The organism is Acidovorax sp. sif1233, from assembly GCF_019218755.1.
In the GTDB taxonomy this organism is placed as follows: domain Bacteria; phylum Pseudomonadota; class Gammaproteobacteria; order Burkholderiales; family Burkholderiaceae_C; genus Acidovorax.
In genome coordinates this window covers 1-24,781 of the sequence record NZ_JAHUWZ010000012.1, presented here as the reverse complement: position 1 = coordinate 24,781, position 24,781 = coordinate 1, and the positions used below count along the sequence as shown (strand labels likewise).

Below are 24,781 nucleotides of genomic sequence, written 5' to 3'. Positions count from 1 at the left end.
GGTTGGGAGCCTTTTGTGTTTTTTAGGCAGGTCGCCGTTTAACCGACCAAACGCTCCAGCGCCTCGCGGTACTTGGCGGCGGTTTTTTCGATCACTTCGCGCGGCAGGCGGGGGGCGGGCGCGGTCTTGTCCCAGGGCTTGCCGTTCACCTGGGCCTGCTCCAGCCAGTCGCGCACGAACTGCTTGTCGTAGCTTGGCGGGTTCTGGCCGGCGGCCAGGGCGGCTTCGTAGCCTTCCACGGGCCAGTAGCGCGAGCTGTCGGGCGTGAGCACCTCGTCCATCAGCACCAGCGTGCCATCGGGCGCCAGGCCAAACTCGAACTTGGTGTCGGCGATGATCATGCCTTTGGTCAGCGCGATCTCGGCGGCGGCCTGGTAGATCGCAATGCTGAGGTCGCGGATGCGGGTCGCCAGGTCCAGGCCGATCATCTCCACCGTGCGCTCGAAGGTGATGTTCTCGTCGTGCTCGCCCATGGCGGCCTTGGCGGCGGGGGTGTAGATGGGCGCGGGCAGCTTGGCGGCATTGGTCAGCCCTTCGGGCAGCGGCACGCCGCAGACCGAGCGCGATTCCTGGTACTCCTTCCAGCCGCTGCCGGCCAGGTAGCCGCGCACCACGGCTTCGACGGGGATGGGCTGCAGCCGCTGCACGAGCATGGACCGTCCACGGATCTGCGCGGCCTCCTGCGCGGACACCACGCTTTCCGGCGCGTCGCCCGTCAGGTGGTTGGGGCAGATGTATCCGAGCTTGTCGAACCAGAACAGCGCCATCTGCGTGAGCAGCTCGCCCTTGCCGGGGATGGGTTCGCCCATGATCACGTCGAAGGCCGACAGGCGGTCGCTGGCCACCATCAGGATGCGGTCGTCGCCCACGGCGTAGTTGTCGCGCACCTTGCCACGGGCCAGCAGGGGCAGCGAGGTCAAGGCGGAAGTGTGCAGGGCGTTGGAGCTGGGCTGGGTCATGGTGTCGGGGTGGGCGGTCAATGTCCGCTGCAGGCAGGCCGAAGAACGTGGGGAATGGAGCGCGGGGGCATGGGAAATGCCTGCTGGCGCGCAACCGGTGGATTTTACGCGCGGGGCCCGAAGCGTGCGCGTGGCATGGGTTCCCGAGGGCGCGCGGGAGCGCACCGGAACGCGCCTTCGGCGAACGGGCCAGCGCGCTTCGTGCCGTTGCGGCACACTGGCGGCCCTGAGTCCGACCTGGCCGCCCTGGCCGCTTCCTGTGCCCTCCCATTCCACCCTGACCCCCCGCCGAGAACTGTGGCTGCTGCTCACGCTGGCCGGCATCCAGTTCACCCACATCCTCGACTTCATGATCATGATGCCGCTGGGGCCCCAGTTCACGCGGCTGTTTGCCATCAGCGATGCGCAGTTCGGCCTGCTGGTCTCGGCCTACACGCTCTCGGCGGGCGCATCCGGGCTGCTGGCCTCGACCTACATCGACCGTTTCGGCCGCAAGCGGCTGCTGCTGACGCTGTACGTCTTGTTCGGGCTGGCCACGCTGGCCTGCGGCGTGGCACCCACCTACGGCACGCTCATGGCCGCGCGCATCCTGGCGGGGGCCTTCGGGGGCGTGCTGTCGGCGCTGTCGCAAACCATCGTGGCCGACGTGATCCCCTTCGAGCGGCGCGGGCGCGCGATGGGCATCGTGATGACGTCGTTTTCCCTGTCCACCGTGGCCGGTGTGCCCCTGGGGCTGATCCTGGCCGAATACGGGGGCTGGAACCTGCCATTCCTGGCCATTGCGCTGATGGTGGGCGTGCTGGCCGTTCTGGCGGCACGCACCATGCCCGTGATGACGGGGCATTTGCGGGCCGCGGACGGCCGCACCGCGCTGGGCGGCATCGCCCAGGTGCTGGCCGACGCCAACCACCGCTGGGCCTTCCTGTTCTCGGCGCTCATCATGTTCGCCGGCTTCACGGTGATTCCCTACATCACCATCTACATGCAGGCCAACGCCGGGGTGCGGCCCGACCAGATTCCCCTGGTGTACCTGTGCGGCGGCGTGGTGACGCTGTTCACCGCGCGCCTGTTCGGCGTGCTCACGGACCGCTGGGGCAAGGTGGTGATGTTCCGCTGCCTGGCGCTGGCCGGCGCGTTGCCCCTGCTGGGCATCACGCTGGTGCGCGGGGTGCCGCTGGTGGCCGTGCTGGTGGTGTCGACGCTGATGTTCGCGCTGATGAGCGGCCGCATGATTCCGGGCATGGCCATCATTTCCTCGGCGGCCCGGGCGCCCTTGCGCGGCACCTTCATGACGCTGAATGCGTCGGTGCAGTCCGCGGCGATGGGCGTGGCGTCCTTTGTGGGCGGGGTGCTGATCAGCCGCGACGCGCAGGGGCTGGTGCAGAACTACTGGATGGCTGCCGTGGTGGGCATTGCGGCGAGCCTGCTGTCGATGGTGGTGGTGGGGCGGCTCACGCTGCACGGCGCGGCGCCCGCGGCACGGTGAGGAGCCGCATCTGCGGGGCGGCGGTGTACGGGACTGCCCACCCGGCAACCTGCCCATTGTGCGCGCTTTTCGGAGGCTTGGCACCTTGGTCGGCATAACCCAGCGGACAGGGTCGGTATGGGATTGCTTTTCAGGGAGGGCGGGGGCATAGTGACTTCACGTCAACGGGATGCATCCAGGTTCGCCGAGCCGCTCCTCTGATCCAGGGCGGCGTTCTTCCACCGAGAGTGTTACAGGAGACTTATTTATGAACTTGACGATCAGCGGTCACCACCTCGAAGTTACCCCAGCCTTGCGCAACTACGTCACCACCAAGCTGGACCGGATCACCCGCCATTTTGACCAGGTTGTCGATGTCAAGGTACTGCTGACGGTAGAGAAGCAAAAGGAGAAGGAAAAGAGGCAGCGAGCGGAATGCAACATCCACGTCAAGGGCAACGACCTGTTTGCCGAAAGCTCCCACGCCGACCTGTATGCCGCCGTGGATGAACTGGTCGACAAGATGGACCGCCAGGTCGTGCGCCACAAGGATCGCCTGCAGGACCATCACCACGATGCCGCCAAGCGCGAACTGCACGCCTGATGCGGCAGCCCTGAGCCTGGCACAGCAGCCGCCCACTGGGCGGTTTTTTTGTTGCCCGATGCGTTGTGCTCAGGGTTTTCGCCAACGTGTGCATAATTGTTACCCTTGACCATGAACCGACTCGCCTCCATCCTGCCTTCCGCTCAAGTGCTCGTGTGCGTGGACGCCACCAGCAAGAAGCGTGCTTTTGAAGAAGCGGGTCTCCTTTTCGAGAGCCAGCACGGCCTGTCGCGCGCGCTGATCACCGACAGCCTGTTCGCGCGCGAGCGCCTGGGCTCCACCGGCCTGGGCCATGGCGTGGCCATTCCCCACGGTCGCATCAAGGGCCTGAAGGCGCCCATGGCCGCCGTGTTCCAGCTGCTCAATCCGATCGGGTTCGATGCGCCGGACGAATTGCCCGTCGGGCTGCTCATTTTCCTGCTGGTGCCCGAAGCGGCCACGCAAAAGCACCTGGAGATCCTGTCCGAGATCGCCGAGCTGCTGAGCGATTCGGCGCTGCGTGAACGGCTCAAGGGCTGCACCGACGCCACCGAGCTGCACGGCATGATCGCGGGCTGGCAGTCCACGCAGACGGCCTGAGCCGCCTGGCGCCGCGCACGAACGCACGCTCGCACCGTCGCCGATCCACCGTGAAGCCCAATGTCGTCAGCGCCGATGTCCTTTTCGAGGAATTCCGGGGCCTCCTGAAATGGGAGTGGGTGGCGGGGCTGGGCGCCTCCGAACGCCGCTTTGACGAAGTGGCGGTGCGCTCGGCACGTTCCGGGGCCGATCTGGTCGGCTATCTCAACTACATCCATCCGTACCGCGTCCAGATCCTGGGCGAGCGGGAGATCGCGTATCTCGGCAGCGCTTCACCCGATGATTGCAAGCGCCGCATCGCGCGCATCGTGACGCTGGAGCCGCCCGTGCTGGTGCTGGCCGACAACCAGACCGCCCCCGACGCCCTGGTGTCGATGTGCGAGCGGGCGCAGATCCCGATGTTCTCCACGCACGAGTCGTCGGCGTTTGTCATCGACGTGCTGCGCGCCTACCTGTCCAAGCACTTCGCCGACCGCACCACCATGCACGGCGTGTTCATGGACATCCTGGGCCTGGGGGTGATGATCACCGGCGAATCGGGCCTGGGCAAGAGCGAGCTCGGCCTGGAGCTGATCTCGCGCGGCAACGGCCTGGTGGCCGACGATGCGGTGGACCTGTTCCGCATCAACCAGACCACCATCGAGGGCAAGTGCCCCGAACTGCTGCAGAACCTGCTGGAAGTGCGCGGCATCGGCCTGCTCGATATCCGCGCCATCTTTGGCGAGACCGCCGTGCGCCGCAAGATGCGGCTGAAGCTCATCGTGCACCTGGTGCGCAAGGAAACCCTGGAGCGCGACTACGAACGCCTTCCCTACGAGCCTCTCACCCAGGACGTGCTGGGCGTGCCCGTGCTCAAGGTCGTGATCCAGGTGGTCGCCGGCCGCAACATCGCCGTGCTGGTCGAGGCCGCCGTGCGCAACACCATCCTGCAATTGCGCGGCATCGACACTTACCAAGAGTTTGTCGAACGCCATCGCCGCGCCATGGAGCGCGATACGGGCGGCTAGCGGCGCTCAGGCCACCGAAACTGGCGCGGCCCATACCAGGGCTCCCGCGCAAGGGCCGCCCCGCCGCGCCGGGAGCGTCCCCCTTAGGGGGAAGACGCCGAAGGTGGCTCAGGGGGGAGTCATTTCTTAGCGCAGTCGGCGCACTGCCCGTACAGCGCCATGGTGTGGTCCTGCACCAGCCAGCCCTTGGCCTTGGCCACGGCCTGCTGGCGTTTTTCGATCTCGGGGTCGTAGAACTCTTCCACCTTGCCGCACGAGGTGCACACGAAGTGGTCGTGGTGCTGGCCTTCGTTGAGCTCGTACACCGCCTTGCCGCTCTCGAAATTGCTGCGGATCAGGATGCTGGCCTGCTCGAACTGCGTGAGCACGCGGTAGACCGTGGCCAGGCCGATGTCCGAGCGCTCCTCCAGCAGCACGCGAAACACGTCCTCGGCCGTCATGTGGCGCTGCGCGCCCTTCTGGAAGATTTCCAGAATCTTCAGGCGGGGCAGCGTGGCCTTGAGTCCCGTGCTTTTGAGTTCGTCGATGTTGGTCATGGCATGGTCTTTCGGGATGCGGCCCCGCCTGGGGGTCGGAGGGCCTGCCGCTACAATGGGGCGATCATATCCTCAGCCCTTTTACCCATGCCCGTCAAAGCCCGTTGCAGCGCCCGCCTGGGCCTGGTCCTGTTGATCGGTGCCAGCGTGGCCGCCCTGGCCGGCTGCAGCAGCCTGGATGGCGCCAGTACCCGCATTGCCAACATTGTCACCCCCTACAAGATAGATGTGGTGCAGGGCAATTTTGTCTCGCGCGAGCAGGTCGAGGCGCTCCAGCCTGGCATGAGCCGCCAGCAGGTGCGAGAGATTCTGGGAACCCCGCTGGTCACCAGCCTGTTCCATGCCGACCGTTGGGAATACGTGTTCACGCTCAAGCGCCCCGGCGAAGATGCCCAGACCCGCAAGCTGACCGTGTACTTCAAGGGGGACGCGCTCGAGCGCTCCGAGGGCGACGAGATGCCGACCGAGACGGAGTTCGTGGCGGCCCTGGGGTCACGCGGCTCCAAGGGCAAGGTGCCCGTGCTCGAGGCCACGCCGGAGCAGCTGGCCCGGTATCCCGCTTCCCAGCGGCCCCCCGCGTCGCCCACCGCGGCGCCGCTGGAGCCCGCTTCCATCAGCTATCCACCGCTTGAAGCGCCCGCACGGTAACGCCGGCGGGCTGGCGGTGGGCCGTGCCTGGCCCGCCGTGCTTCAGCCACAACGTACAGGACACCCATGACAGGGACTTCTTCGCCTGCCACCCCTTCCACCGCTTCCACGGGCTCCGGCCCCTGCCGTGTCGCCATCGCCGGCGCATCGGGCCGCATGGGCCGCATGCTCATCGAGGCCCTTCGCGCCAGTGACGACTGCGTGCTGGCCGGTGCGCTGGACGTGCCGTCCAGCCCGGGCATCGGCTCGGATGCCACCGCGTTCCTCGGCCATGCCAGCGGCGTCGCCATCACGGCCGACATTGCCACGGGCCTGAAAAACGCCGACGTCCTGATCGATTTCACGCGCCCCGAAGGCACCCTGGCCCACCTGGCCGTGTGCAGCCAGCTCGGGGTGAAGGCCGTCGTCGGCACCACCGGCTTCACCGATGCGCAGAAGGCCGAGATCGCGGCGTTGGCCCAGCGCACGGCCATCGTCATGGCGCCCAACATGAGCGTGGGCGTCAACGTCACGCTCAAGCTGCTGGAGATGGCCGCCAAGGCCATGGCCACCGGCTACGACATCGAGATCATCGAGGCCCACCACCGCCACAAGGTGGATGCGCCCTCGGGCACCGCGCTCAAGATGGGCGAGGTGATCGCCGGCGCCATGGGCCGCGACCTCAAGGAGTGCGGCGTGTTTGCGCGCGAGGGCGTCACGGGCGAGCGCGACCCGTCGAGCATCGGCTTTGCCACCATCCGGGGCGGCGACATCGTGGGCGACCACACCGTGCTGTTCGCGGGCATCGGCGAGCGCATCGAGATCACGCACAAGTCCTCCAGCCGCGCCACCTACGCGCAGGGCAGCCTGCGCGCGGTGCGCTTTCTCGCCGGGCACAAGACGGGCATGTTCGACATGTTCGATGTGCTCGGCCTTAACAACAACTAGCCATCGGGCCAGCCATGGACGCTCTCCACTGGTGGCGCCAGGGCGACGCCGTCACGCAGGGTGCCGCGCTGGTGCTCCTGGCCATGTCCGTGGCAAGCTGGGTGGTCATCGTCTGGAAGCTGCGGCTCATGCGCCAGGCCAGCGCCGACGTGGCCCGCTGCACGGCGGCGTTCTGGCAGGCGCCGTCCATGGACGTTGCTGCACAGCGCCTGCAATCTTTTGACCGCGCTGCGCTTGTCCTGCCTTTGGTTGTTGCTGCGAATTCAATAGCAAATCATGCCGGTCCCACCGGCCAGCCCACGCTGGCCGCGGCAGGCAGCCTGTCGCAGCGGCTCACCCGCGTGCTGCGCGACGCCTTGCACGGCGTGCTCGGGCGCCTGCAGTTTGGCCAGGTGCTGCTGGCCACGGTGGGCTCCACGGCACCGTTCGTGGGGCTGCTGGGCACCGTCTGGGGCATCTACCATGCGCTCACGGCCATGGCGGGCGCGGGGCAGATCACCATCGACCGCGTCTCCGGCCCCGTGGGCGAGGCGCTGGTCATGACGGCGGCCGGGCTGGCGGTGGCGATCCCGGCCGTGCTGGCCTACAACGTGTTCGGCCGCCTGATCGGCCGCATCGAGGCCGACCTGGAAGGCTTCGCGCGCGACCTGCGCGAACTGCTGATCGACACGGCGCCGTCCGCCGGTGCTCGGCCCTGAATCCCGGAGGTCCGTTTTCACCATGGCCTTCGGACGACTTGAACGCACCGCCGGGCCCCAGCCCATGAGCGACATCAACATGACGCCGCTGGTGGATGTGATGCTGGTGCTCGTGGTCATCTTCATCCTCACGGCGCCGCTCATGGCCAGCGCGATCCGGCTGGACCTGCCGCGCACCGAAGGCGCCACGCCCGGCACGGTGCCGCAGTTCGTCACCCTGGTGGTCGATGCCTCGGGCCAGGCCTTTCTTCAGGACGAGCCCCTGTCGCAGCCCGCGCTGGCCGAGCGCCTGCGCCGCATCGGCGCCGAACGGCCCGACACCGAAATCCAGCTGCGCGCCGATGCGGCCGTGCCCTATGGGCGGGTGGTCGAGGTCATGGGCGCGGCGCACCTGGCCGGGCTGCAGCGCATCGGCTTCGTGGCCGAGCCGCCGGCCACTGGCGCGCCAACGGCCCCTGCCAGGGCACCTTGAAGCCGCCATGCGCCGGGGTCCCAGGGGGGGCCGCGCAGGCCGCTGGCGGCGGCGGGCGCGGAACGCAGGGCCTGACAGCCTAAAATCTGCGCAGCGCGGCCTCGCAGCCGCACACCTCTCTCATCCCCGAGCCCTCATGCAAGACAAATACTCTCCCCAAGACGTCGAGCGCGCCGCGCACGACCACTGGACCGCCACCGACGCCTACCGCGTGACGGAGGACACCAGCAAGAAGAAGTTCTACGCCTGCTCGATGCTGCCCTACCCCAGCGGCAAGCTGCACATGGGCCATGTGCGCAACTACACCATCAACGACATGCTCACGCGCCAGCTGCGCATGAACGGCCACAACGTGCTCATGCCCATGGGCTGGGACGCCTTCGGCCTGCCGGCCGAGAACGCCGCGCTCAAGAACGGCGTGCCCCCCGCCAAGTGGACGTACGAGAACATCGCGTACATGAAGAAGCAGATGCAGGCCATGGGCCTGGCCATCGACTGGAGCCGCGAAGTGGCCACCTGCGACCCCACGTACTACAAGTGGAACCAGTGGCTGTTCCTCAAGATGCTGGAAAAGGGCATTGCCTACCGCAAGACCCAGGTCGTGAACTGGGACCCGGTGGACCAGACCGTGCTGGCCAACGAGCAGGTCATCGACGGCAAGGGCTGGCGCACCGGCGCCACGGTGGAAAAGCGCGAGATCCCGGGCTACTACCTGAAGATCACCGACTACGCCGAAGAGCTGCTGGACTTCGTGACCGGCGACAAGCTGCCCGGCTGGCCCGAACGCGTGAAGCTCATGCAGGAGAACTGGATCGGCAAGAGCGAAGGCGTGCGCTTCGCCTTCCCGCACGATATCCGGGCCGATGACGGCACGCTGATCGGCGACGGCCGCATGTACGTCTTCACCACGCGCGCCGACACCATCATGGGCGTGACCTTCTGCGCCGTGGCGCCCGAGCACCCGCTGGCCGCCCACGCCGCCAGGACGAACCCGGAGCTCGCCGCCTTCATCGAGGAATGCAAGAGCGGCGGCACCACCGAGGCCGAGCTGGCCACGCAGGAAAAGAAGGGCCAACCCACGGGCCTGTTCGTCACGCACCCGCTGACGGAGGAAAAGGTCGAGGTCTGGGTCGGCAACTACGTGCTCATGGGCTATGGCGACGGCGCCGTGATGGGCGTGCCCGCGCACGACGAGCGCGATTTCGCCTTCGCCCTCAAGTACAACCTGGAGATCAAGCAGGTGGTGCTGGTCGATGGCGAGCACTTCGACTACCACCAGTGGAACGACTGGTACGGCGACAAGCAGCGCGGCGTCACCATCAACTCCGACAGCTTCAGCGGCCTGGGCTACAAGGAAGCCGTCACCGCCGTGGCCCACGCGCTGCAGGCCAAGGGCCTGGGCGAGACCAAGACCACCTGGCGCCTGCGCGACTGGGGCGTGAGCCGCCAGCGCTACTGGGGCACGCCCATTCCCATCATCCATTGCGATGAACACGGCGCCGTGCCCGTGCCCGAGAAGGACCTGCCGGTGGTGCTGCCCACCGACTGCGTGCCCGATGGTTCGGGCAACCCGCTGCACAAGCACGAAGGTTTCCATGCTGGCGTGGTCTGCCCCGTGTGCGGCAAGGCCGCGCGGCGCGAGACGGACACCATGGACACGTTCGTGGACTCGTCCTGGTATTTCATGCGGTATTGCGACCCCAAGAATGCCGACGCCATGGTCGCTGGCGGCGCCGACTACTGGATGCCGATGGACCAGTACATCGGTGGTATCGAACACGCCATCCTGCACCTCTTGTACGCGCGCTTCTGGACCAAGGTCATGCGCGACCTGGGGCTGGTCAAGGTGGACGAGCCCTTCACCAAGCTGCTCACGCAAGGCATGGTGCTCAACCACATCTACAGCCGCCGCACCGCCAAGGGCGGAAAGGACTACTTCTGGCCACACGATGTGGAGCATGTGCTGGACGAAGGCGGCAAGATCGTTGGCGCCAGGCTCAAGAACGAAGCCACCAGCGGTGACGGCCTGTTGCCGGCGGGCACGCCCATCGACTACGAGGGCGTGGGCACCATGTCCAAGTCCAAGAACAACGGCGTGGACCCGCAGGACCTCATCGAGAAGTACGGCGCCGACACCGCGCGCCTGTACACCATGTTCACCGCCCCGCCCGAGGCCACGCTGGAGTGGAACGATGCGGCCGTGGAAGGCAGCTACCGTTTCCTGCGCCGCGTGTGGAATTTCGGCTTCAAGCTCTCCGCCATGGACATGCAAGCCGCCAGCGCCAGCGTGGCAAGCGCCAGCAGCCTGAAGGAGGTGGAGTTCGGCAAGGAGGCCAAGGCCCTGCGGCTGGAGATCCACACCGTGCTCAAGCAGGTGGACTACGACTACCAGCGCATGCAGTACAACACCGTGGTGTCGGGCGCGATGAAGATGATCAACGCGCTCGAGGACTTCAAGGCCACGGAGTCGGCCGGCGCCCAGGTGGCGCTGATCGAAGGCTTTGGCATCCTGCTGCGCGTGCTGTACCCGGCCACGCCCCACATCGCGCACAGCCTGTGGAGCAGCCTGGGCTACGCGGGCCACCTGGGCGATCTGCTGGATGCGCCCTGGCCCCAGGTGGATGCGAACGCGCTGGTGCAGGACGAGATCGAGCTCATGCTGCAGGTCAATGGCAAGCTGCGCGGCTCCATCCACGTGCCGGCGCAGGCCGACAAGGCAGCGATCGAGCGCATCGCCCTGGCCAGCGAAGCGTTCACGGCACATGCCGCGGGCGCAGCGCCCAAGCGGGTGATCGTGGTGCCTGGCCGCCTCGTGAACGTGGTGGTGTGAAATGAAGCGACACCTCCCTGAGGCGCTGCGCGCCGGGGCGGCCCTGGTGCGGCGTCTGCTGGCCTGGGCCGCGCCAGTGCCACGGGTTGTGGGTGGCGCGAACGCAATGGATAACTGAAATGCAAAGACGCACACTGCTCTTCATCGCGCCCGCGGCCCTGCTGTCGGCCTGCGGTTTTCGCTTGCGGGGCGTGCCGGAGTTCGGGTTCGACTCGCTCTACATCGCGGCCCCCGCGGGCTCGCCGCTGGCGCGGGAGCTGCAGCGCACGCTGGACGGGTCGGGCAGCAAGCTGCAGGTGCTGCGCGACCCGGCGGCCCTGCCCACCGCCGAGGCCATCCTGGACCTGCTGCAGGAGCAGCAGGAGCGCGTGGTGGTGGGGCTCAACGCCTCGGGCCAGGTGCGCGAGCTGCAGTTGCGGCTGCGCATCCGCTTCAGGCTCCGGACCCCGGCGGGCACCGAACTGATCCCTGACACCGAACTGCTGCAGCAGCGCGACATCAGCTACAACGAAACCATCGCCCTGGCCAAGGAGGCCGAAGAGGCGCTGCTGTACCGCAACATGCGGACCGACCTGGTGCAGCAGCTGATGCGCCGGCTGGCCGCCGTGAAGCGGTAGCCGGGGGGCGGCGACGCCAGCGGCCGGGCCAGGCCCGCTCCACGGCGTCCCGTGCGGGGAGCGCGCCCGTTTCAGGAAGCGCTACGGAGCGCCGCCTGGGGGGCGCGCAGGCCCGATGGCACGCGCATCAGCGTGCTTTTGCCGAACAGCGACTCCACCAGGTCCACGGCCAGCACGGCGGTGCGGTTGCGCACGTCCAGCGCGGGGTTGAGCTCCACGATGTCCAGCGACGCCAGGCGGCCGCTGTCGGCGATCATCTCCATGCACAGCTGGGCCTCGCGGTAGGTGGGGCCGCCGGGCACCGTGGTGCCCACGCCGGGCGCGATGTCCGGGTCCAGGAAATCCACGTCGAAGCTCACGTGCAGGTGGGTGTCGGCATCCAGCCCGGCCAGCGCCTGCTGCATGGTCTGGCGCATGCCCACCTCGTCGATGTAGCGCATGTCGAAGACTTCCAGGCCCTGCTCGTGCACGAAGCGTTTTTCGCCTTCGTCCACGCTGCGGATGCCGATCTGGCGGATCTGGCCGGGGTGCAGCGCGGGGCCTCCGCCGGGCATCCGGGCCAGCTGTGTCAGCTCCTTCGGCCCAAAGCCGCACAGGCAGGCCACGGGCATGCCGTGCACATTGCCGCTGGGCGTGAGGGCGCTGGTGTTGAAGTCGGCATGCGCATCAAGCCACAGCACGCGCAGCTTCCTGCCGGTCTCCGCGCAATGCCGCGCCACGGCGCTGATGCTGCCCAGGCCCAGGCAGTGGTCGCCGCCCATCAGGATGGGCAGGTGGCCGCGCCGCAATTCGGCATACACCGCATCGAACACGCGCTGGTTCCACTCCACGACTTCGGGCAGGTGGCGGTAGCCTTGCTGCGGGGGCTGCCAGGGATTGGCCGGCCCGCTCAGGTTGCCCCGGTCGAACACCCGCAGGCCGTGGCTTTCCAGCGCCGGCTGCAGCCCGGCCACGCGCAGGGCCTCGGGGCCCATGGAGGCGCCGCGCGCGCCCGCTCCCACGTCGGTGGGGGCGCCCAGGAGGCTAATGGATGGTGCGGGGAGGGGCGGGGTGGAGGTCATGGTGCGAGGCCTTTGTGGGGAACGGACGGTGCCGGGCGCGCCCGGGGTGCTGGGTGCCCGTGTGGTGGCGGGGTGATTGTCGGGGCGGGGAGCGCCAATGAAAAGCAGGACAGCTGCGCAATCGGGTGCGTGTACCGTGCAATCTGCAGGCCTGTGCTGGCGATCTGCGGGGTTTTCTGTGCCCCTGGCCTCCTGGTGCGCCAGGGTGCCAGGGCAAGGGGATAAACTTTGCCGCATGCAAGTCGCCCTGGCCCAACTCTCCACGCATCTCCAACGGGGCCTGTCGCCGCTCTACGTGCTGCATGGCGACGAGCCCCTGCTGCAGCAGGAGGCGGCCGACGCCATCCGCGCCACGGCCCGTGCGCAGGGCTATACCGAGCGCAGTTCCTACACGGTGGCGGGCGCGCACTTCGATTGGAGCGCGGTGCTGGCGGCGGGCGGCTCGCTCAGCCTGTTCGCCGACAAGCAGATCGTGGAGATCCGCATTCCCTCGGGCAAGCCCGGCAAGGACGGCAGCGTGGCGCTGCAGCAGGTGGCCGAGTCCGCCCGGGGCAACGACAGCACGCTCACGCTCGTGATGCTCCCGCGCCTGGACAAGGCCACACGCACCGGCGCGTGGTTCGCGGCGCTCGAATCGAGCGGCACCTCGCTCCAGATCGACCCCATCGAGCGCGGCATGCTGCCGCAGTGGATCGCACAGCGCCTGGCCGCCCAGGGGCAGCGCGTGGTGGCGGGCGAGGAGGGGCAGCGCACGCTGCAGTTCTTTGCCGACCGCGTGGAAGGCAACCTGCTGGCCGCGCACCAGGAGATCCAGAAACTGGCCCTGCTCCACCCGGCGGGCGAGCTGACGCAGGCCCAGGTCGAGGCCGCCGTGCTCAACGTGGCGCGCTACGACGTGTTCAAGCTGTCCGAGTCCGTGCTGTCCGGCCAGACCGCGCGCGTGCAGCGCATGCTCGACGGCCTGCAGGCCGAAGGCGAGGCCGAGGTGCTGGTGCACTGGGCGCTGGCCGAAGACATCCGCGCCCTCAAGCGCGTGAAGGACGCCATGAACGCCGGCCGCCCCCTGCCCATGGCCCTGCGCGAGAACCGCATCTGGGGAGCCAAGGAAAAGCTGTATGAGCGCATCCTGCCCAAGGCCAGCGACGCCGCCCTGGCGCGCCTGCTGCAGTCGGCCCACACGGTGGACGGCATCGTCAAGGGCCTGAAGGTACCCGACTGGCCGCAGAACGGCTGGCAGGCGCTGCAGCGGCTGGCGTTTCAGGTGTGCCGGCTGACGCAGGCGGCGCGGTGAGCCGCGCTGCGCCTGGTTCCAGATAAAAATAGCCGCTACCGCTTGTCCATCAAGCGCTGGAAGCTATCAAAATGGTAGTGATGGTCAGGCGGCGTCCAGCACGCCGCGTACCTTGTCCACCCACATCTCCAGGTTGGCGACAAGATCCTTCTGGCTGAACGAGCAGCTTTCTTCCGAGAACAGCGCGCTGGATTCGAGCCGGTCCAGCAGGCCGTGCAGCACCTCGGCGTAGCGCGGGGGCAGGGCGGCCAGCAGGTCGGTCTGGGCGCGGGCGGTGGTGCTCAGGGCGGACGCCGATAGCGTGCCCTGGCTGAAGGCCTGCAGGGCGTCGTGGACAGGTTGGAGCAGGTGGGCGCGGGTCATGGGCGGCTCTGGAAGCGGGGGATGGCGGCGGGGTGGCAAGGGTAACAGGCGCTCGGTGGGCCGCACAGAGGGTATCTGCGGCAAAATCGCCGGATGAACGCCCTCAACGTCGCTGAATACACGCACACCCTCGGCCAGCAGGCCAAAACGGCCTCTGCGCTGATGGCCAAAGCGCCAGCAGCTATCAAAAACAAAGCACTCAAGGCCCTGGCCCGCCTGCTGCGCGAGAACGTGGAGGCGCTGCAGATCGACAACGCCCGCGACCTGGACCGCGCCCGCACCGCCGGCCTGGCCGAGCCCATGGTGGACCGCCTGAAGCTCGGCCCCAAGGTGCTGGAGACCTGCGCCGAAGGCTGCGAGCAGCTGGCCGCCATGCCCGACATCATTGGCGAGATCCTGGGCATGAAGCAGCAGGGGAGCGGCATCCGCGTGGGCCAGATGCGTGTGCCGATCGGCGTGTTCGGCATGATCTACGAGAGCCGGCCCAACGTGACCATCGAGGCCGCGAGCCTGTCCATCAAGAGCGGCAACGCCTGCATCCTGCGCGGCGGTTCCGAGGCCATCGATTCCAACAAGGCTCTGGCCAAGCTGGTGCAGCAGGCGCTGGCCGAGGCCGGCCTGCCGCAGGACGCGGTGCAGCTGGTGCAGACCACCGACCGCGAGGCCGTGGGCCAGCTCATCGCCATGCCGCAGTTCGTGGACGTGATCATTCCGCGTGGCGGCAAGGGCCTGATCGAGCGCATCAGCCGCGACGCCAAGGTGCCCGTCATCAAGCACCTGGACGGCAACTGCCACACCTATGTGGACGACCCCTGCGACATCGCCATGGCGGTGAAGGTGGCCGACAACGCCAAGACGAACAAGTACAGCCCCTGCAACGCGAGCGAAGGCCTGCTGGTGGCGCGGGGCGTGGCGGCCGACTTCTTGCCGAAGATAGGCGCCGTGTACGCCGCCAAGGGCGTGGAGATGCGGGGCTGCCCGCAGGCGCTGGCCATCCTGCAATCGGTACAAGGCGCCCAGCTGGTGCCCGCCACCGAGCAGGACTGGAGCGAGGAGTACCTGGCCCCGATCATCAGCGTGAAGGTGGTGGATGGCGTGGACGAGGCCATCGCCCACATCAACCGGTATTCGAGCCACCACACGGATGCCATCCTCACCACCAACCATGTGCATGCCCAGCGGTTCCTGCGCGAGGTGGATTCCGCCAGTGTGATGGTGAACACCAGCACGCGGTTCGCCGATGGCTTTGAGTACGGGCTGGGCGCCGAGATCGGCATCAGCACCGACAAATTCCATGCGCGCGGGCCCGTGGGGCTCGAAGGCCTGACCTCGCTCAAGTACGTGGTGCTGGGCGAGGGCGAGGTGCGGACCTGATTTGCTCCATTTTTCATAGCTGGTGGCGCTTGCCAGTAGTGCGCTGACGGCCCATACCACATGAAAATCATCATCCTCGGGGCGGGCCGCGTGGGCCAGAGCGTGGCCGACAGCCTGGTGTCGGAGCGCAACGACATCACCGTGATCGACACGGACGCCGCGCGCCTGCGCGACCTGGAGTCGCGCTTCGACCTGCGCGGCGTGGTGGGCAACGGCATCGAGCCCGCCGTGCTGGCCGAGGCGGGCGCGCAGGACACCGACCTGCTGATCGCCTGCGCCGCGCAGGACGAGACCAACCTGGTGTGCTGCAAGATCGCGCAGCTGGTGTTCAACATCCCCAAGCGCATCGCGCGGGTGCGCTCCACCGGCTTTGACCTGGACACGCGGCTGACCGGCCCTGAGGGCTTTGCGGTGGACCGCATCATCTGCCCCGAAGAATCCCTCACGCGCTACATCGGCAAGCTCATCGAATACCCCGAGGCCATGCAGGTGCGCGAGTTCGCGGGGGGGCGTGCCTGTCTGGTGTCGGTGCGCGCGCGTGCGGGTGCCCCCATGGCGGGCCACACCATCGGCCAGCTGCGCGAGAGCGACCCCGAGATGGCCATGCGCATGGTGGCCATCTACCGGCGGTTTCCGGACGAGCCGGACCGCTTCGTCGCGTGCGACGGGCGCACCCGCATCGAGCCGGGCGACGAGGTCTTCGTGCTGGCCGCGCAGGAGCACATCGCGAAGGTGCTGGCGGCCCTGCACCGGCCGCAGTCGCAGCCTTCCCAGCCCGTGCGCCGCATCATGATCGCCGGCGGCGGCCGGGTGGGGCTGCGCCTGGCCCGCCAGCTGGCGCAGGCGCCGGGGCGCTTCAACATCAAGATCATCGAGGACCACGCCGACCGCTGCGTCGAGCTGGCCTCGGCCCTGCCTTCCGAGGTGCTGGTGCTGCAGGGCGACACCACCGACGAGGACCTGCTGGGCGACGAGGGCATTGAGGAGGTGGACCTGTTCCTGGCGCTCACCGACGACGACGAGGACAACATCATGTCCTGCCTGCTGGCCAAGCGCATGGGCGCCAGGCGGGTGCTCGCCCTCATCAACCGCCGCAGCTACGCCGACCTGATGCACGGCACGCAGATCGACATCGCGCTGTCGCCCGCGCAGGCCATGCTGGGCGAGCTGCTCGCCTACGTGCGCCAGGGGGATGTGCAGGCCGTGCACAGCCTGCGCCGGGGCGTGGCGGAGGCGCTGGAGATCGTGGCGCGCGGCGACCGGAAAAGCTCGCGCGTGGTGGGCCGCAAGGTCAGCGAACTGGCGCTGCCGCGCGATGTGCACATGGGCCTGATCGTGCGCGGCCTGCCGGATTCGCCCGATGCGCCGCCCGGGGATCTGCGCGAGCCGCAGGTCATCATCCCGCGCAGTTCCACGGTGATCGAGGGCAACGACCACGTGGTGTTCTTCCTGCCGAACAAGCGGCTCGTGCGCGACGTGGAAAAGCTCTTCCGCGTGAGCGCGACGTTTTTTTGATGTCCTCCCCTGAGTTGATTCGCGCCTCCGTGCAGTTGCCAGAGGCACCAGCTCTTCGGGGCCGTCCCAGCCTGCGCAGGCACGCTGGGAGCCCCGGCCCCCAGCCCCCGCTCTCGCAGCGCTTCGCGCTGCGGGCAGGGGGACGCCGCCAGCGCACGCCAGCGAAGCGCCGCCTCTGCGGCGCGGCGGCCCTTGCGCGGCGGCCCTCGCCTGGGCTGCGCCAGTATCGGCAGCTGCATGCGATGCCGGCTGCCATGGACCAAGGACGCCCGTCATGACAGACATGTTTCCCGTCCTGCGCGTGCTGGGCATCCTGGTCATGATCTTTTCGCTGGCCATGGGGCTGCCGCTGGTGGTGTCGCTGTGGACGCGCGATGGCGTGTGGCACGTGTACCCGATCGCCATGGGCGCCACGATGGCGGTGGGGGCGTGGCTCTGGTGGCGCCTGCGCCTTTTCCGCCAGGAATTGCAGCCGCGCCACGGCGTGATGCTGGTGTCGCTGGTGTGGATGCTGCTGCCGCTGTCCGCCGCGGTGCCCCTGATGCTGGCGGGCCACCACATCGGGCGGCCGATGTCTTTCACGCATGCGTACTTCGAGGCGGTGTCGGGCCTGACCACGACCGGCTCCACGGTGCTCAGCGGCCTGGACGCGCTGCCCGTGTCGGTCAATGTATGGCGCACCTTTCTGCAGTGGATGGGCGGGATGGGCATCCTCATCCTGGCGGTGGCCGTCCTGCCGCTGCTGGGGGTCGGGGGCAGCCAGCTGTTCAAGGCCGAAGCGGCCGGGCCGCTCAAGGACGCCAAGCTCACGCCGCGCATGACGGGCACCGCCAAGGGCCTGTGGGGCGTGTATGCACTGTTTTCCGTCACCTGCGGCCTGGCCTACTGGGCGGCCGGCATGGGGCCGCTGGATGCGCTGATGCACATGTTCACCACGGTGAGCCTGGGCGGGCTGTCTTCCCATGACACCAGCTTCGGGTATTTCCAGTCGCCGCTGCTGGAGGCGATCTGCGTCTTCTTCATGCTGGTGGCCAGCTGCAATTTCGCGCTGTACTTCGTGGCCTTCCGCAAGGGCCACTGGGGTGGCTTCTGGCGCGACCCGGAGTTGCGCGCGACGCTTTTCTCGCTGGTGGGCGGGGGGCTGGTGGTGGCGCTGCTGCTGTGGGCCAAGGGGGTCTATGCCCCGCTGGATGCGCTGCGCCACGCGATGTTCAATGTGATCTCGCTCGCCACCACCACGGGCTATGCCACCGTGGACTACCTGGCCTGGCCCGTGTTTGCGCCCGTGTTCATGCTGCTGCTGTCGGGCGTGGCCACCAGCGCGGGGTCGACCGGCGGGGGGATCAAGATGGTGCGCATGCTTATCCTGGCCAAGCAGGCGCGCCGGGAGATGAACCGCCTGGTGCACCCGCGCGCCGTGCAGCCCGTGTGCCTGGGAGGGGCCGTGGTGGACAACCGCGTGATCTTCTCGGTGCTCGCGTTCATGCTGGTGTATGGCGGCACGGTCTTCGGGCTCAGCATGGTCATGCTGCTGACCGACCTGGACCCGGTCACGGCGTTCTCGGTGGTGCTGGCCAGCGTGAACTGCGCGGGCCCGGGGCTGGGCAGCGTGGGCCCCGCGTCCACCTATGCCGTGCTGACCGATTTCCAGATCTGGGTGTGTTCGCTGGCGATGCTGCTGGGGCGGCTGGAGATCCTGAGCTTCATGGCCTTGCTCACCCCCGCCTTCTGGCGCCGGTAGCCAGCGCCCGCCACGGCTCGTGCCGCAGGCGGCTTGCGAATTTCCGGCCCGACCCCAACTCCCTACAATTCATCGCAATCGCTTCCCGAGGGCTTTCCATGGTTCCGCATCTCATCACGGCCCTCACCGGGCCGATCAACGAACTCGAACAGCGCATTCTCGACTCGATGCCCGCCATCGAGCGCTGGTTCCGGCTGGAGTGGATGGAGCACACGCCGCCGTTCTATACCTCGGTGGACATCCGCAATGCGGGCTTCAAGCTCGCGCCCGTGGACACCAACCTGTTTCCCGGGGGCTGGAACAACCTCACCAAGGAGATGCTGCCCCTGGCCGTGCAGGCCGCCATGGCCGCCATCGAGAAGATCTGCCCCGAGGCGCGCAACCTGCTGATCATTCCGGAAAACCACACGCGCAACACCTTCTACCTGGCCAATGTGGTGCAGCTGCAGCGCATCTTCAACATGGCGGGCCTGAACGTGCGCGTGGGCTCCATCAGTCCCGAGATCAAGAAGCCCACGCTCATCGAGCTGCCCAATGGCGACACGGTGACGCTGGAGCCCGTGGTGCGCACCAAGCGCCGCCTGGGCCTCAAGGACTTCGACCCCTGCACCATTCTGCTGAACAATGATCTCTCCGCCGGGCCGCCCGGCATCCTGGAAGACATCCACGAGCAGTACCTGCTGCCCCCGCTGCATGCGGGCTGGAGCGTGCGCCGAAAGAGCACCCATTTCAAGAACTATGAAGAGGTGGCCAAGCGCTTCGGCAAGATGCTGGGCATCGACCCCTGGCTCGTCAACCCCATGTACAGCCAGTGCGACGGCGTGGACTTTGCCGAGGACAAAGGCATGGACAAGCTGCAGACCACGGTGGATGCGCTGCTGACCAAGGTGCGCCGCAAGTACAAGGAATACGGCATCAACGAGAAGCCGTTCGTCATCGTCAAGGCCAACAACGGCACCTACGGCATGGGCATCATGACCGTGCGCGACGCCAAGGAGCTGGACGCGGTGAACCGCAAGACCAAGAACAAGATGGCCATCATCAAGGACGGCCAGCCGGTCAGCGACCTCATCATCCAGGAAGGCGTGCTCACGCAGGAGCGCGTGCACGAGGCCGTGGCCGAACCGGTGGTCTACATGATGGACCGCTATGTGGTGGGCGGCTTCTACCGCATGCATGCCGAGCGCGGCGTGGACGAGAACCTCAACGCCCCGGGCGCGAGCTTCGTGCCGCTCGCGTTCGAGCACAGCACGCACATGCCCCAGCCCGGCGTGCGCCCTGGCGTGAGCGCCCCCAACCGCTTTTACATGTACGGCGTGGTCGCGCGCCTGGCCATGCTGGCGGCCAGCTACGAGCTGGAAGCCACCAACCCGGACGCCGAGGTGTACGACTGAAACGGCGCCCCCGGGAAGCGGCGTGTCTTCTCCGTGTTCTCCCGGAGGGGGCGGGGTCGCCCCTGCGACCAGGCAGCGCCAGTTTCGCCGGGGGATTCCGCGCGGCCTGCCATGTCTGCGCCGGGCTGCCAAGGGCAAGTTGTTGCGTTGCAACATGGGGAGCTCCCCCCAGGCACTTGATCTGCCTCAGGCGCACAATAGCGTTCCCAAAAGTAACGGAACCCGGCAGCCCCTGTGTGCCGGGTGCGGTCAGTGCAAAGCTCCAAATCATCGCTCGCAGCGCTTACGCTGGGCGCCATCGGTGTTGTGTATGGCGATATCGGCACCAGCGTGCTGTATGCCGTCAAGGAGGTCTTCGGGTCCGGCCATGTGCCGTTCTCCCCAGCCAATATCTACGGCATCCTCTCGATCTTCTTCTGGACGCTCACCGTCATTGTTTCGCTGAAGTACGTGGTGCTGGTGCTGCGCGCCGACAACCACGGCGAGGGCGGGCTCATCGCCATGCTGGCGCTGGCCTCCCAGGCCGTCAAGGACAAGCCCCGGCTGCGTGGCGTGCTGCTGGCCGTGGGCATCTTCGGCACCTCGCTCTTCTATGGCGACGGCGTCATCACGCCCGCCATCTCGGTCCTGTCGGCCGTCGAAGGGCTGGAAGTCGTCTCGCCGCATTTCAAGCAGTACGTGATTCCGATCACCCTGGTCGTGCTCTTTTGCCTGTTTGCCGTGCAAAAGCGCGGCACCAGCGGCATCGGCAAGTTTTTCGGGCCCATCACCCTGGTGTGGTTCATCACCATTGCGCTGCTGGGCGTCTCGCACATCGTGGGGCATCCCGAGATCCTCTGGGCGCTGAGCCCGCACCACGCGCTGGGCTTCATGTGGGCCCATCCCGGCACCAGCTTCATCATCCTGGGGGCCGTGGTGCTGTGCGTGACGGGGGCCGAGGCCCTGTACGCCGACCTGGGCCACTTTGGCAAGCGCCCCATCCGCATGGCCTGGTTCGGCGTGGCCATGCCCGCGCTCACGCTCAACTACTTCGGCCAGGGCGCGCTGCTGCTGGCCGAGCCCGAGGCCGTGAAGAACCCGTTCTACATGATGGCGCCCGACTGGGCGCTGGTCCCGCTGGTGATTCTGGCCACCATGGCCACCGTGATCGCATCGCAGGCGCTCATCACCGGCGCCTTCAGCGTGACCAAGCAGGTCATCCAGCTCGGGTACCTGCCGCGCCTGAACATCCAGCACACCAGCGTGCGGGACACCGGGCAGATCTACATGCCGCTGGTCAACTGGGGGCTGTTCGCCGCCATCGTGCTGGCCGTGGTGATGTTCCGCTCCTCCAGCAACCTGGCGGCCGCCTACGGCATCGCCGTGACGCTGGACATGCTGATCACCACCACGCTGACCTTCTTCGTGATCCGGTACGGCTGGGGCTACCCGCTGGCGCTGTGCATCGCGGCCACGGGCTGCTTCTTCGTGGTGGACCTGGCGTTCTTTGCCTCCAACCTGCTCAAGCTGTTCCAGGGCGGCTGGTTCCCGCTGATGATCGGCGGCGTCGTGTTCTCCCTCATGATGACGTGGAAGGAGGGGCGACGGCTGCTCAACGACAAGCTGCGTGCGGACGCCATCGACCTCAAGGACTTCCTGGAGTCGGTGTTCATCAGCCCGCCCACGCGGGTCGAGGGCACCGCCGTGTTTCTCACGGCCGAGACCGGTGCGGTGCCCAATGCGCTGTTGCACAACCTCAAGCACAACAAGGTGCTGCACCAGCAGAACCTGTTCGTGACCGTGCACAACCACGAGACGCCCTGGATCGGGCTGGACAAGCGCCTGCAGGTGGAGTCCCTGGGCCACGACTGCTGGCAGGTGGTGATCCACTACGGCTTCAAGAACGACCCGGACGTGCCGCGTGCGCTGGAGCTGCTGCGCGGGCGGGGCTGCGAGCTGGAGTCGATGACCACCAGCTACTTCCTCTCGCGCGATACCGTCATCCCCACCATTGGCAGCGGCATGGCGCCCTGGCGCGAGAAACTGTTCGCGCAGATGCACCACAACGCCAGTGGTGCGGCGGACTTCCTGCACCTGCCCAACAACGCGGTCGTCGAACTCGGATCCAAGATCGAGATTTGAGCGGGTTGGGGTCTTTTGGGCTTCAAGCGCTTTCTCATCAAGTGCCAATAGCTATAAAAATAATAGCAATCGTGTCCCCCGCCTTTCTGCGGTGGCGCGGCCGCCGGCGGGGATGCGTGGTGCCAGAATCCAGCCCATGCAATTTTTCAAAGACCTGAGCCTGTCGGCATTCACTGCCGGGTTCGTGGCCGTGCTGGTGGGCTTCACCAGTTCGGTGGCCATCGTGTTCCAGGCCGCGCAGGCGTTTGGTGCCACGCCGGCCCAGGTCACGTCCTGGATGTGGGCGCTGGGCCTGGGCATGGGCCTGTGTTCCCTGGTGCCCTCGCTCATCCTGCGCAAGCCCGTGATGGTGGCCTGGTCCACCCCTGGCGCGGCCGTGCTGGCCACGGCCGGCCTGGCCGGGGGCTTCACCATGGGCGAGGCGGTGGGCGCCTTCATGGTCAGCGCCGTCCTCATCACGCTGGCCGGCGTGACGCGCTGGTTCGAGCGGGCCATGGGGCGGATCCCCATGGAGATCGCCGCCGCCCTGCTGGCGGGCGTGCTGGCGCGTTTCGGCCTGCAGGCGTTTGCCGCCGCCCAGACGGCATTGCCGCTGGTGCTGACCATGCTGGTCGTGTACCTGTTTTCCCGCAAGTTCGCGGCGCGGTACGCCGTGGTCGTCACCCTGGCGGTGGCCGTGGTCTTCGTGGCCCTGCAGGGGAAGATGGCATGGTCGGGGGTGCGGCTGGAACTGGCAATGCCCGTCTTCACGGCGCCGCAGTTCAGCCTTGCCGCGACCATCAGCCTGGCGATCCCCTTGTTCGTCGTCACCATGGCGTCGCAAAACCTTCCCGGCGTTGCGGTGATCCGGGCCTCGGGCTATGACCTGCCCATCTCCCGCCTCATCACGCTGACGGGGCTCGCCACGCTCGCGCTCGCGCCCTTTGGCGCCTTCGCGCTGAACTTCAGCGCCATCACGGCCGCGATGTGCATGGGCCCCGAGGCCCATGAGGACCGCCATCGGCGCTACACGGCAGCGGTGTGCTGCGGCGCACTGTATGTGGCGATCGGTCTCTTTGGTGCGGTCATCACCGGCCTGCTGACCGCATTTCCCTCCGAACTGGTGGTGGCGATCGCAGGCCTGGCCCTGCTGGGCACCATCGGCAACGGCCTGGCGGTCGCCTTGCGCGAGGAGTCGCACCGCGAAGCGGCGCTCGTCACGTTCCTCGTCACCCTGAGCGGCGTGGTCATTGCCGGGGTGGGGTCGGCCTTCTGGGGCGTGGTCGCCGGCAGCTTTGCGCTATTTGTGCAACAGTACAGGCGTTCGCCGGCCCGGGGTGCGTGAGGCGGGCCCGGGTGAACCGCTGGCGCGGCGGCCGGGCCAACCGGGCGTTGCGGCCATCGTCTTTGCCCATATCTATATAGAGGAGCTAGCTGGACAGCCTGGCAGCGCCTCTCCTGCTACTTTCGATCCGACACCATGAAACTGCTCTTCATCGCCGATCCCCTGGAAAGCTTCAAGATCTACAAGGACACCACCTTCGCCATGATGCGCGAAGCCCATCGGCGCGGGCATACGCTGGCGGTGTGCGAGCCACGGCACATCACATGGCAGCGCGCAAGCAAGGTGAGTGCGCGGGTGCGCGACATCCGACTGACGGGGAATGCCAGCCCGTGGTTCGAGGCGCAGCCCGAACGCGTCGCCGCGTTGGTGGACTTCGACGCCGTGCTGATGCGCAAGGACCCGCCCTTCGACAGCGAGTATTTCTACGCCACCCATCTGCTGGAGCAGGCCGAGCGAGATGGCGCCCGCGTGTTCAACAAGCCCCGGGCACTGCGCGACCATCCGGAAAAGCTGGCGATCATGGAGTTTCCCCAGTTCATCGGGCCAACCCTGGTCACGCGCAGCGCATCGGACATCCAGCGTTTTCACGCAGAGCACCGGGACATCATCCTCAAGCCGCTGGACGGCATGGGGGGCATGGGCATCTTCCGCGTGGGACCGGATGGCCTGAACCTGGGCAGCATCACCGAAACGCTCAATCGCGACGGCGCGCAGAGCGTGATGGTGCAGAAGTTTCTGCCCGAGATCGTGGACGGCGACAAGCGCGTGCTGGTGATTGGCGGCAAGCCCGTTCCTTATTGCCTGGCGCGCATTCCGCAAGGCACGGAGGTGCGTGGCAACCTTGCGGCGGGAGGCAAGGGCGTGGCACGACCCCTGACGGCACGCGACCTGGAGATCGGCGAAACCCTGGGGCCCCTACTGCAAGAGCGCGGCCTGTTGCTGGCGGGCGTGGATGTCATCGGGGACTGCGTCACGGAAATCAATGTGACCAGCCCGACGTGCTTCCAGGAAATCTTCGATCAGACAGGGTGTGATGTCGCAGCCCTGTTCATCGACGCACTGGATGCCGCCATGGCGGCATCCCCCCGGTAGAGGGCAATTTTTTGGCTGGAGTCTTTTCTCGCCCTCCGAACTCATGCTATAGTCGAGGGCTTCGCTACTGAGGCGGTGCTGCAGAGATGCGGGGCGCTGGAGGTTTGGGTGATGATGGGGTCTAGGCCTTGTTGTTGCCGGGGCTGAGAAGGTGGAAGAAGAA

At 67.3% G+C, this 24,781-nt stretch carries 22 protein-coding genes; 18 read left to right on the top strand and 4 right to left on the bottom strand.

Annotated elements, in window-relative coordinates:
- Positions 1-38: 38 nt before the first annotated feature.
- Positions 39-959, bottom strand: a complete 921-nt coding sequence (locus KW843_RS25175; RefSeq protein WP_218297864.1) for a phosphoribosylaminoimidazolesuccinocarboxamide synthase — start codon at positions 957-959, stop codon at positions 39-41.
- 259 nt (positions 960-1,218) lie between these two features.
- Here KW843_RS25175 and KW843_RS25170 point away from each other — a divergent pair, with 259 nt between their 5' ends.
- The 4 genes from KW843_RS25170 (at position 1,219) to hprK (ending at position 4,614) form a co-directional block, all read left to right on the top strand.
- Entirely contained in the window at positions 1,219-2,445 is a 1,227-nt protein-coding gene (locus KW843_RS25170) for an MFS transporter (protein ID WP_218297863.1), read from the top strand.
- A gap of 247 nt (positions 2,446-2,692) precedes the next feature.
- Positions 2,693-3,028, top strand: coding sequence for a ribosome hibernation-promoting factor, HPF/YfiA family (hpf, locus tag KW843_RS25165; protein WP_218297862.1), 336 nt, complete (start codon positions 2,693-2,695; stop codon positions 3,026-3,028).
- Positions 3,029-3,139: 111 nt separating this feature from the next.
- Positions 3,140-3,607, top strand: coding sequence for a PTS sugar transporter subunit IIA (locus tag KW843_RS25160; RefSeq protein ID WP_218297861.1), 468 nt, complete (start codon positions 3,140-3,142; stop codon positions 3,605-3,607).
- A gap of 50 nt (positions 3,608-3,657) precedes the next feature.
- Positions 3,658-4,614, top strand: a complete 957-nt coding sequence (hprK, locus tag KW843_RS25155) for an HPr(Ser) kinase/phosphatase (RefSeq protein ID WP_218297860.1) — start codon at positions 3,658-3,660, stop codon at positions 4,612-4,614.
- A gap of 119 nt (positions 4,615-4,733) precedes the next feature.
- Here hprK and fur read toward each other — a convergent pair whose 3' ends face one another.
- Positions 4,734-5,150: a ferric iron uptake transcriptional regulator gene (gene fur, locus KW843_RS25150; protein ID WP_218297859.1), complete on the bottom strand. Its 417-nt coding sequence runs from the start codon at positions 5,148-5,150 to the stop codon at positions 4,734-4,736.
- An 87-nt stretch (positions 5,151-5,237) separates the two neighbouring features.
- Here fur and KW843_RS25145 point away from each other — a divergent pair, with 87 nt between their 5' ends.
- The 6 genes from KW843_RS25145 (at position 5,238) to lptE (ending at position 11,342) form a co-directional block, all read left to right on the top strand.
- Positions 5,238-5,798: an outer membrane protein assembly factor BamE gene (locus KW843_RS25145; protein ID WP_218297858.1), complete on the top strand. Its 561-nt coding sequence runs from the start codon at positions 5,238-5,240 to the stop codon at positions 5,796-5,798.
- Between the two features lie 66 nt (positions 5,799-5,864).
- Positions 5,865-6,725, top strand: coding sequence for a 4-hydroxy-tetrahydrodipicolinate reductase (gene dapB / locus KW843_RS25140; protein WP_218297857.1), 861 nt, complete (start codon positions 5,865-5,867; stop codon positions 6,723-6,725).
- Between the two features lie 14 nt (positions 6,726-6,739).
- Positions 6,740-7,423, top strand: a complete 684-nt coding sequence (locus tag KW843_RS25135; protein ID WP_218297856.1) for a MotA/TolQ/ExbB proton channel family protein — start codon at positions 6,740-6,742, stop codon at positions 7,421-7,423.
- 22 nt (positions 7,424-7,445) lie between these two features.
- Positions 7,446-7,895, top strand: a complete 450-nt coding sequence (locus KW843_RS25130) for a biopolymer transporter ExbD (protein WP_218297855.1) — start codon at positions 7,446-7,448, stop codon at positions 7,893-7,895.
- A gap of 136 nt (positions 7,896-8,031) precedes the next feature.
- Positions 8,032-10,725: a leucine--tRNA ligase gene (gene leuS, locus KW843_RS25125; RefSeq protein WP_218297854.1), complete on the top strand. Its 2,694-nt coding sequence runs from the start codon at positions 8,032-8,034 to the stop codon at positions 10,723-10,725.
- Between the two features lie 119 nt (positions 10,726-10,844).
- The gene (gene lptE, locus KW843_RS25120) at positions 10,845-11,342 is read left to right on the top strand and encodes an LPS assembly lipoprotein LptE (RefSeq protein WP_218297853.1); all 498 of its coding nucleotides are present in this window, start codon (positions 10,845-10,847) and stop codon (positions 11,340-11,342) included.
- A 71-nt stretch (positions 11,343-11,413) separates the two neighbouring features.
- Here the strand turns inward: lptE and rocF are convergent, their stop codons facing one another.
- Positions 11,414-12,403 (bottom strand): arginase, encoded by a 990-nt coding sequence (gene rocF, locus KW843_RS25115; RefSeq protein WP_218297852.1) that lies wholly within the window; start codon positions 12,401-12,403, stop codon positions 11,414-11,416.
- 235 nt (positions 12,404-12,638) lie between these two features.
- Here rocF and holA point away from each other — a divergent pair, with 235 nt between their 5' ends.
- Positions 12,639-13,694: a DNA polymerase III subunit delta gene (gene holA / locus KW843_RS25110; protein WP_218297851.1), complete on the top strand. Its 1,056-nt coding sequence runs from the start codon at positions 12,639-12,641 to the stop codon at positions 13,692-13,694.
- A gap of 84 nt (positions 13,695-13,778) precedes the next feature.
- Here the strand turns inward: holA and KW843_RS25105 are convergent, their stop codons facing one another.
- A complete protein-coding gene (locus KW843_RS25105) occupies positions 13,779-14,057 on the bottom strand; it encodes a hypothetical protein (RefSeq protein ID WP_218297850.1) in 279 nt (92 codons plus the stop codon).
- A gap of 93 nt (positions 14,058-14,150) precedes the next feature.
- Here KW843_RS25105 and KW843_RS25100 point away from each other — a divergent pair, with 93 nt between their 5' ends.
- From KW843_RS25100 to gshB, 7 genes are all read left to right on the top strand, one after another.
- Positions 14,151-15,431 (top strand): glutamate-5-semialdehyde dehydrogenase, encoded by a 1,281-nt coding sequence (locus KW843_RS25100; RefSeq protein WP_218297849.1) that lies wholly within the window; start codon positions 14,151-14,153, stop codon positions 15,429-15,431.
- 60 nt (positions 15,432-15,491) lie between these two features.
- A complete protein-coding gene (gene trkA / locus KW843_RS25095) occupies positions 15,492-16,946 on the top strand; it encodes a Trk system potassium transporter TrkA (RefSeq protein WP_218297848.1) in 1,455 nt (484 codons plus the stop codon).
- Positions 16,947-17,220: 274 nt separating this feature from the next.
- Positions 17,221-18,687 carry a TrkH family potassium uptake protein gene (locus KW843_RS25090; protein WP_218297847.1) on the top strand — a complete coding sequence of 489 codons (1,467 nt, stop codon included), beginning with the start codon at positions 17,221-17,223 and terminating at the stop codon, positions 18,685-18,687.
- Positions 18,688-18,785: 98 nt separating this feature from the next.
- Complete coding sequence (gshA, locus tag KW843_RS25085) at positions 18,786-20,081, top strand: glutamate--cysteine ligase (RefSeq protein WP_218297846.1); 1,296 nt, start codon at positions 18,786-18,788, stop codon at positions 20,079-20,081.
- Between the two features lie 252 nt (positions 20,082-20,333).
- Positions 20,334-22,202, top strand: coding sequence for a potassium transporter Kup (locus KW843_RS25080; protein WP_218297845.1), 1,869 nt, complete (start codon positions 20,334-20,336; stop codon positions 22,200-22,202).
- A 136-nt stretch (positions 22,203-22,338) separates the two neighbouring features.
- Positions 22,339-23,526: a benzoate/H(+) symporter BenE family transporter gene (locus KW843_RS25075; protein ID WP_218297844.1), complete on the top strand. Its 1,188-nt coding sequence runs from the start codon at positions 22,339-22,341 to the stop codon at positions 23,524-23,526.
- A 135-nt stretch (positions 23,527-23,661) separates the two neighbouring features.
- Complete coding sequence (gene gshB, locus KW843_RS25070; RefSeq protein WP_218297843.1) at positions 23,662-24,618, top strand: glutathione synthase; 957 nt, start codon at positions 23,662-23,664, stop codon at positions 24,616-24,618.
- Positions 24,619-24,781: the final 163 nt, after the last annotated feature.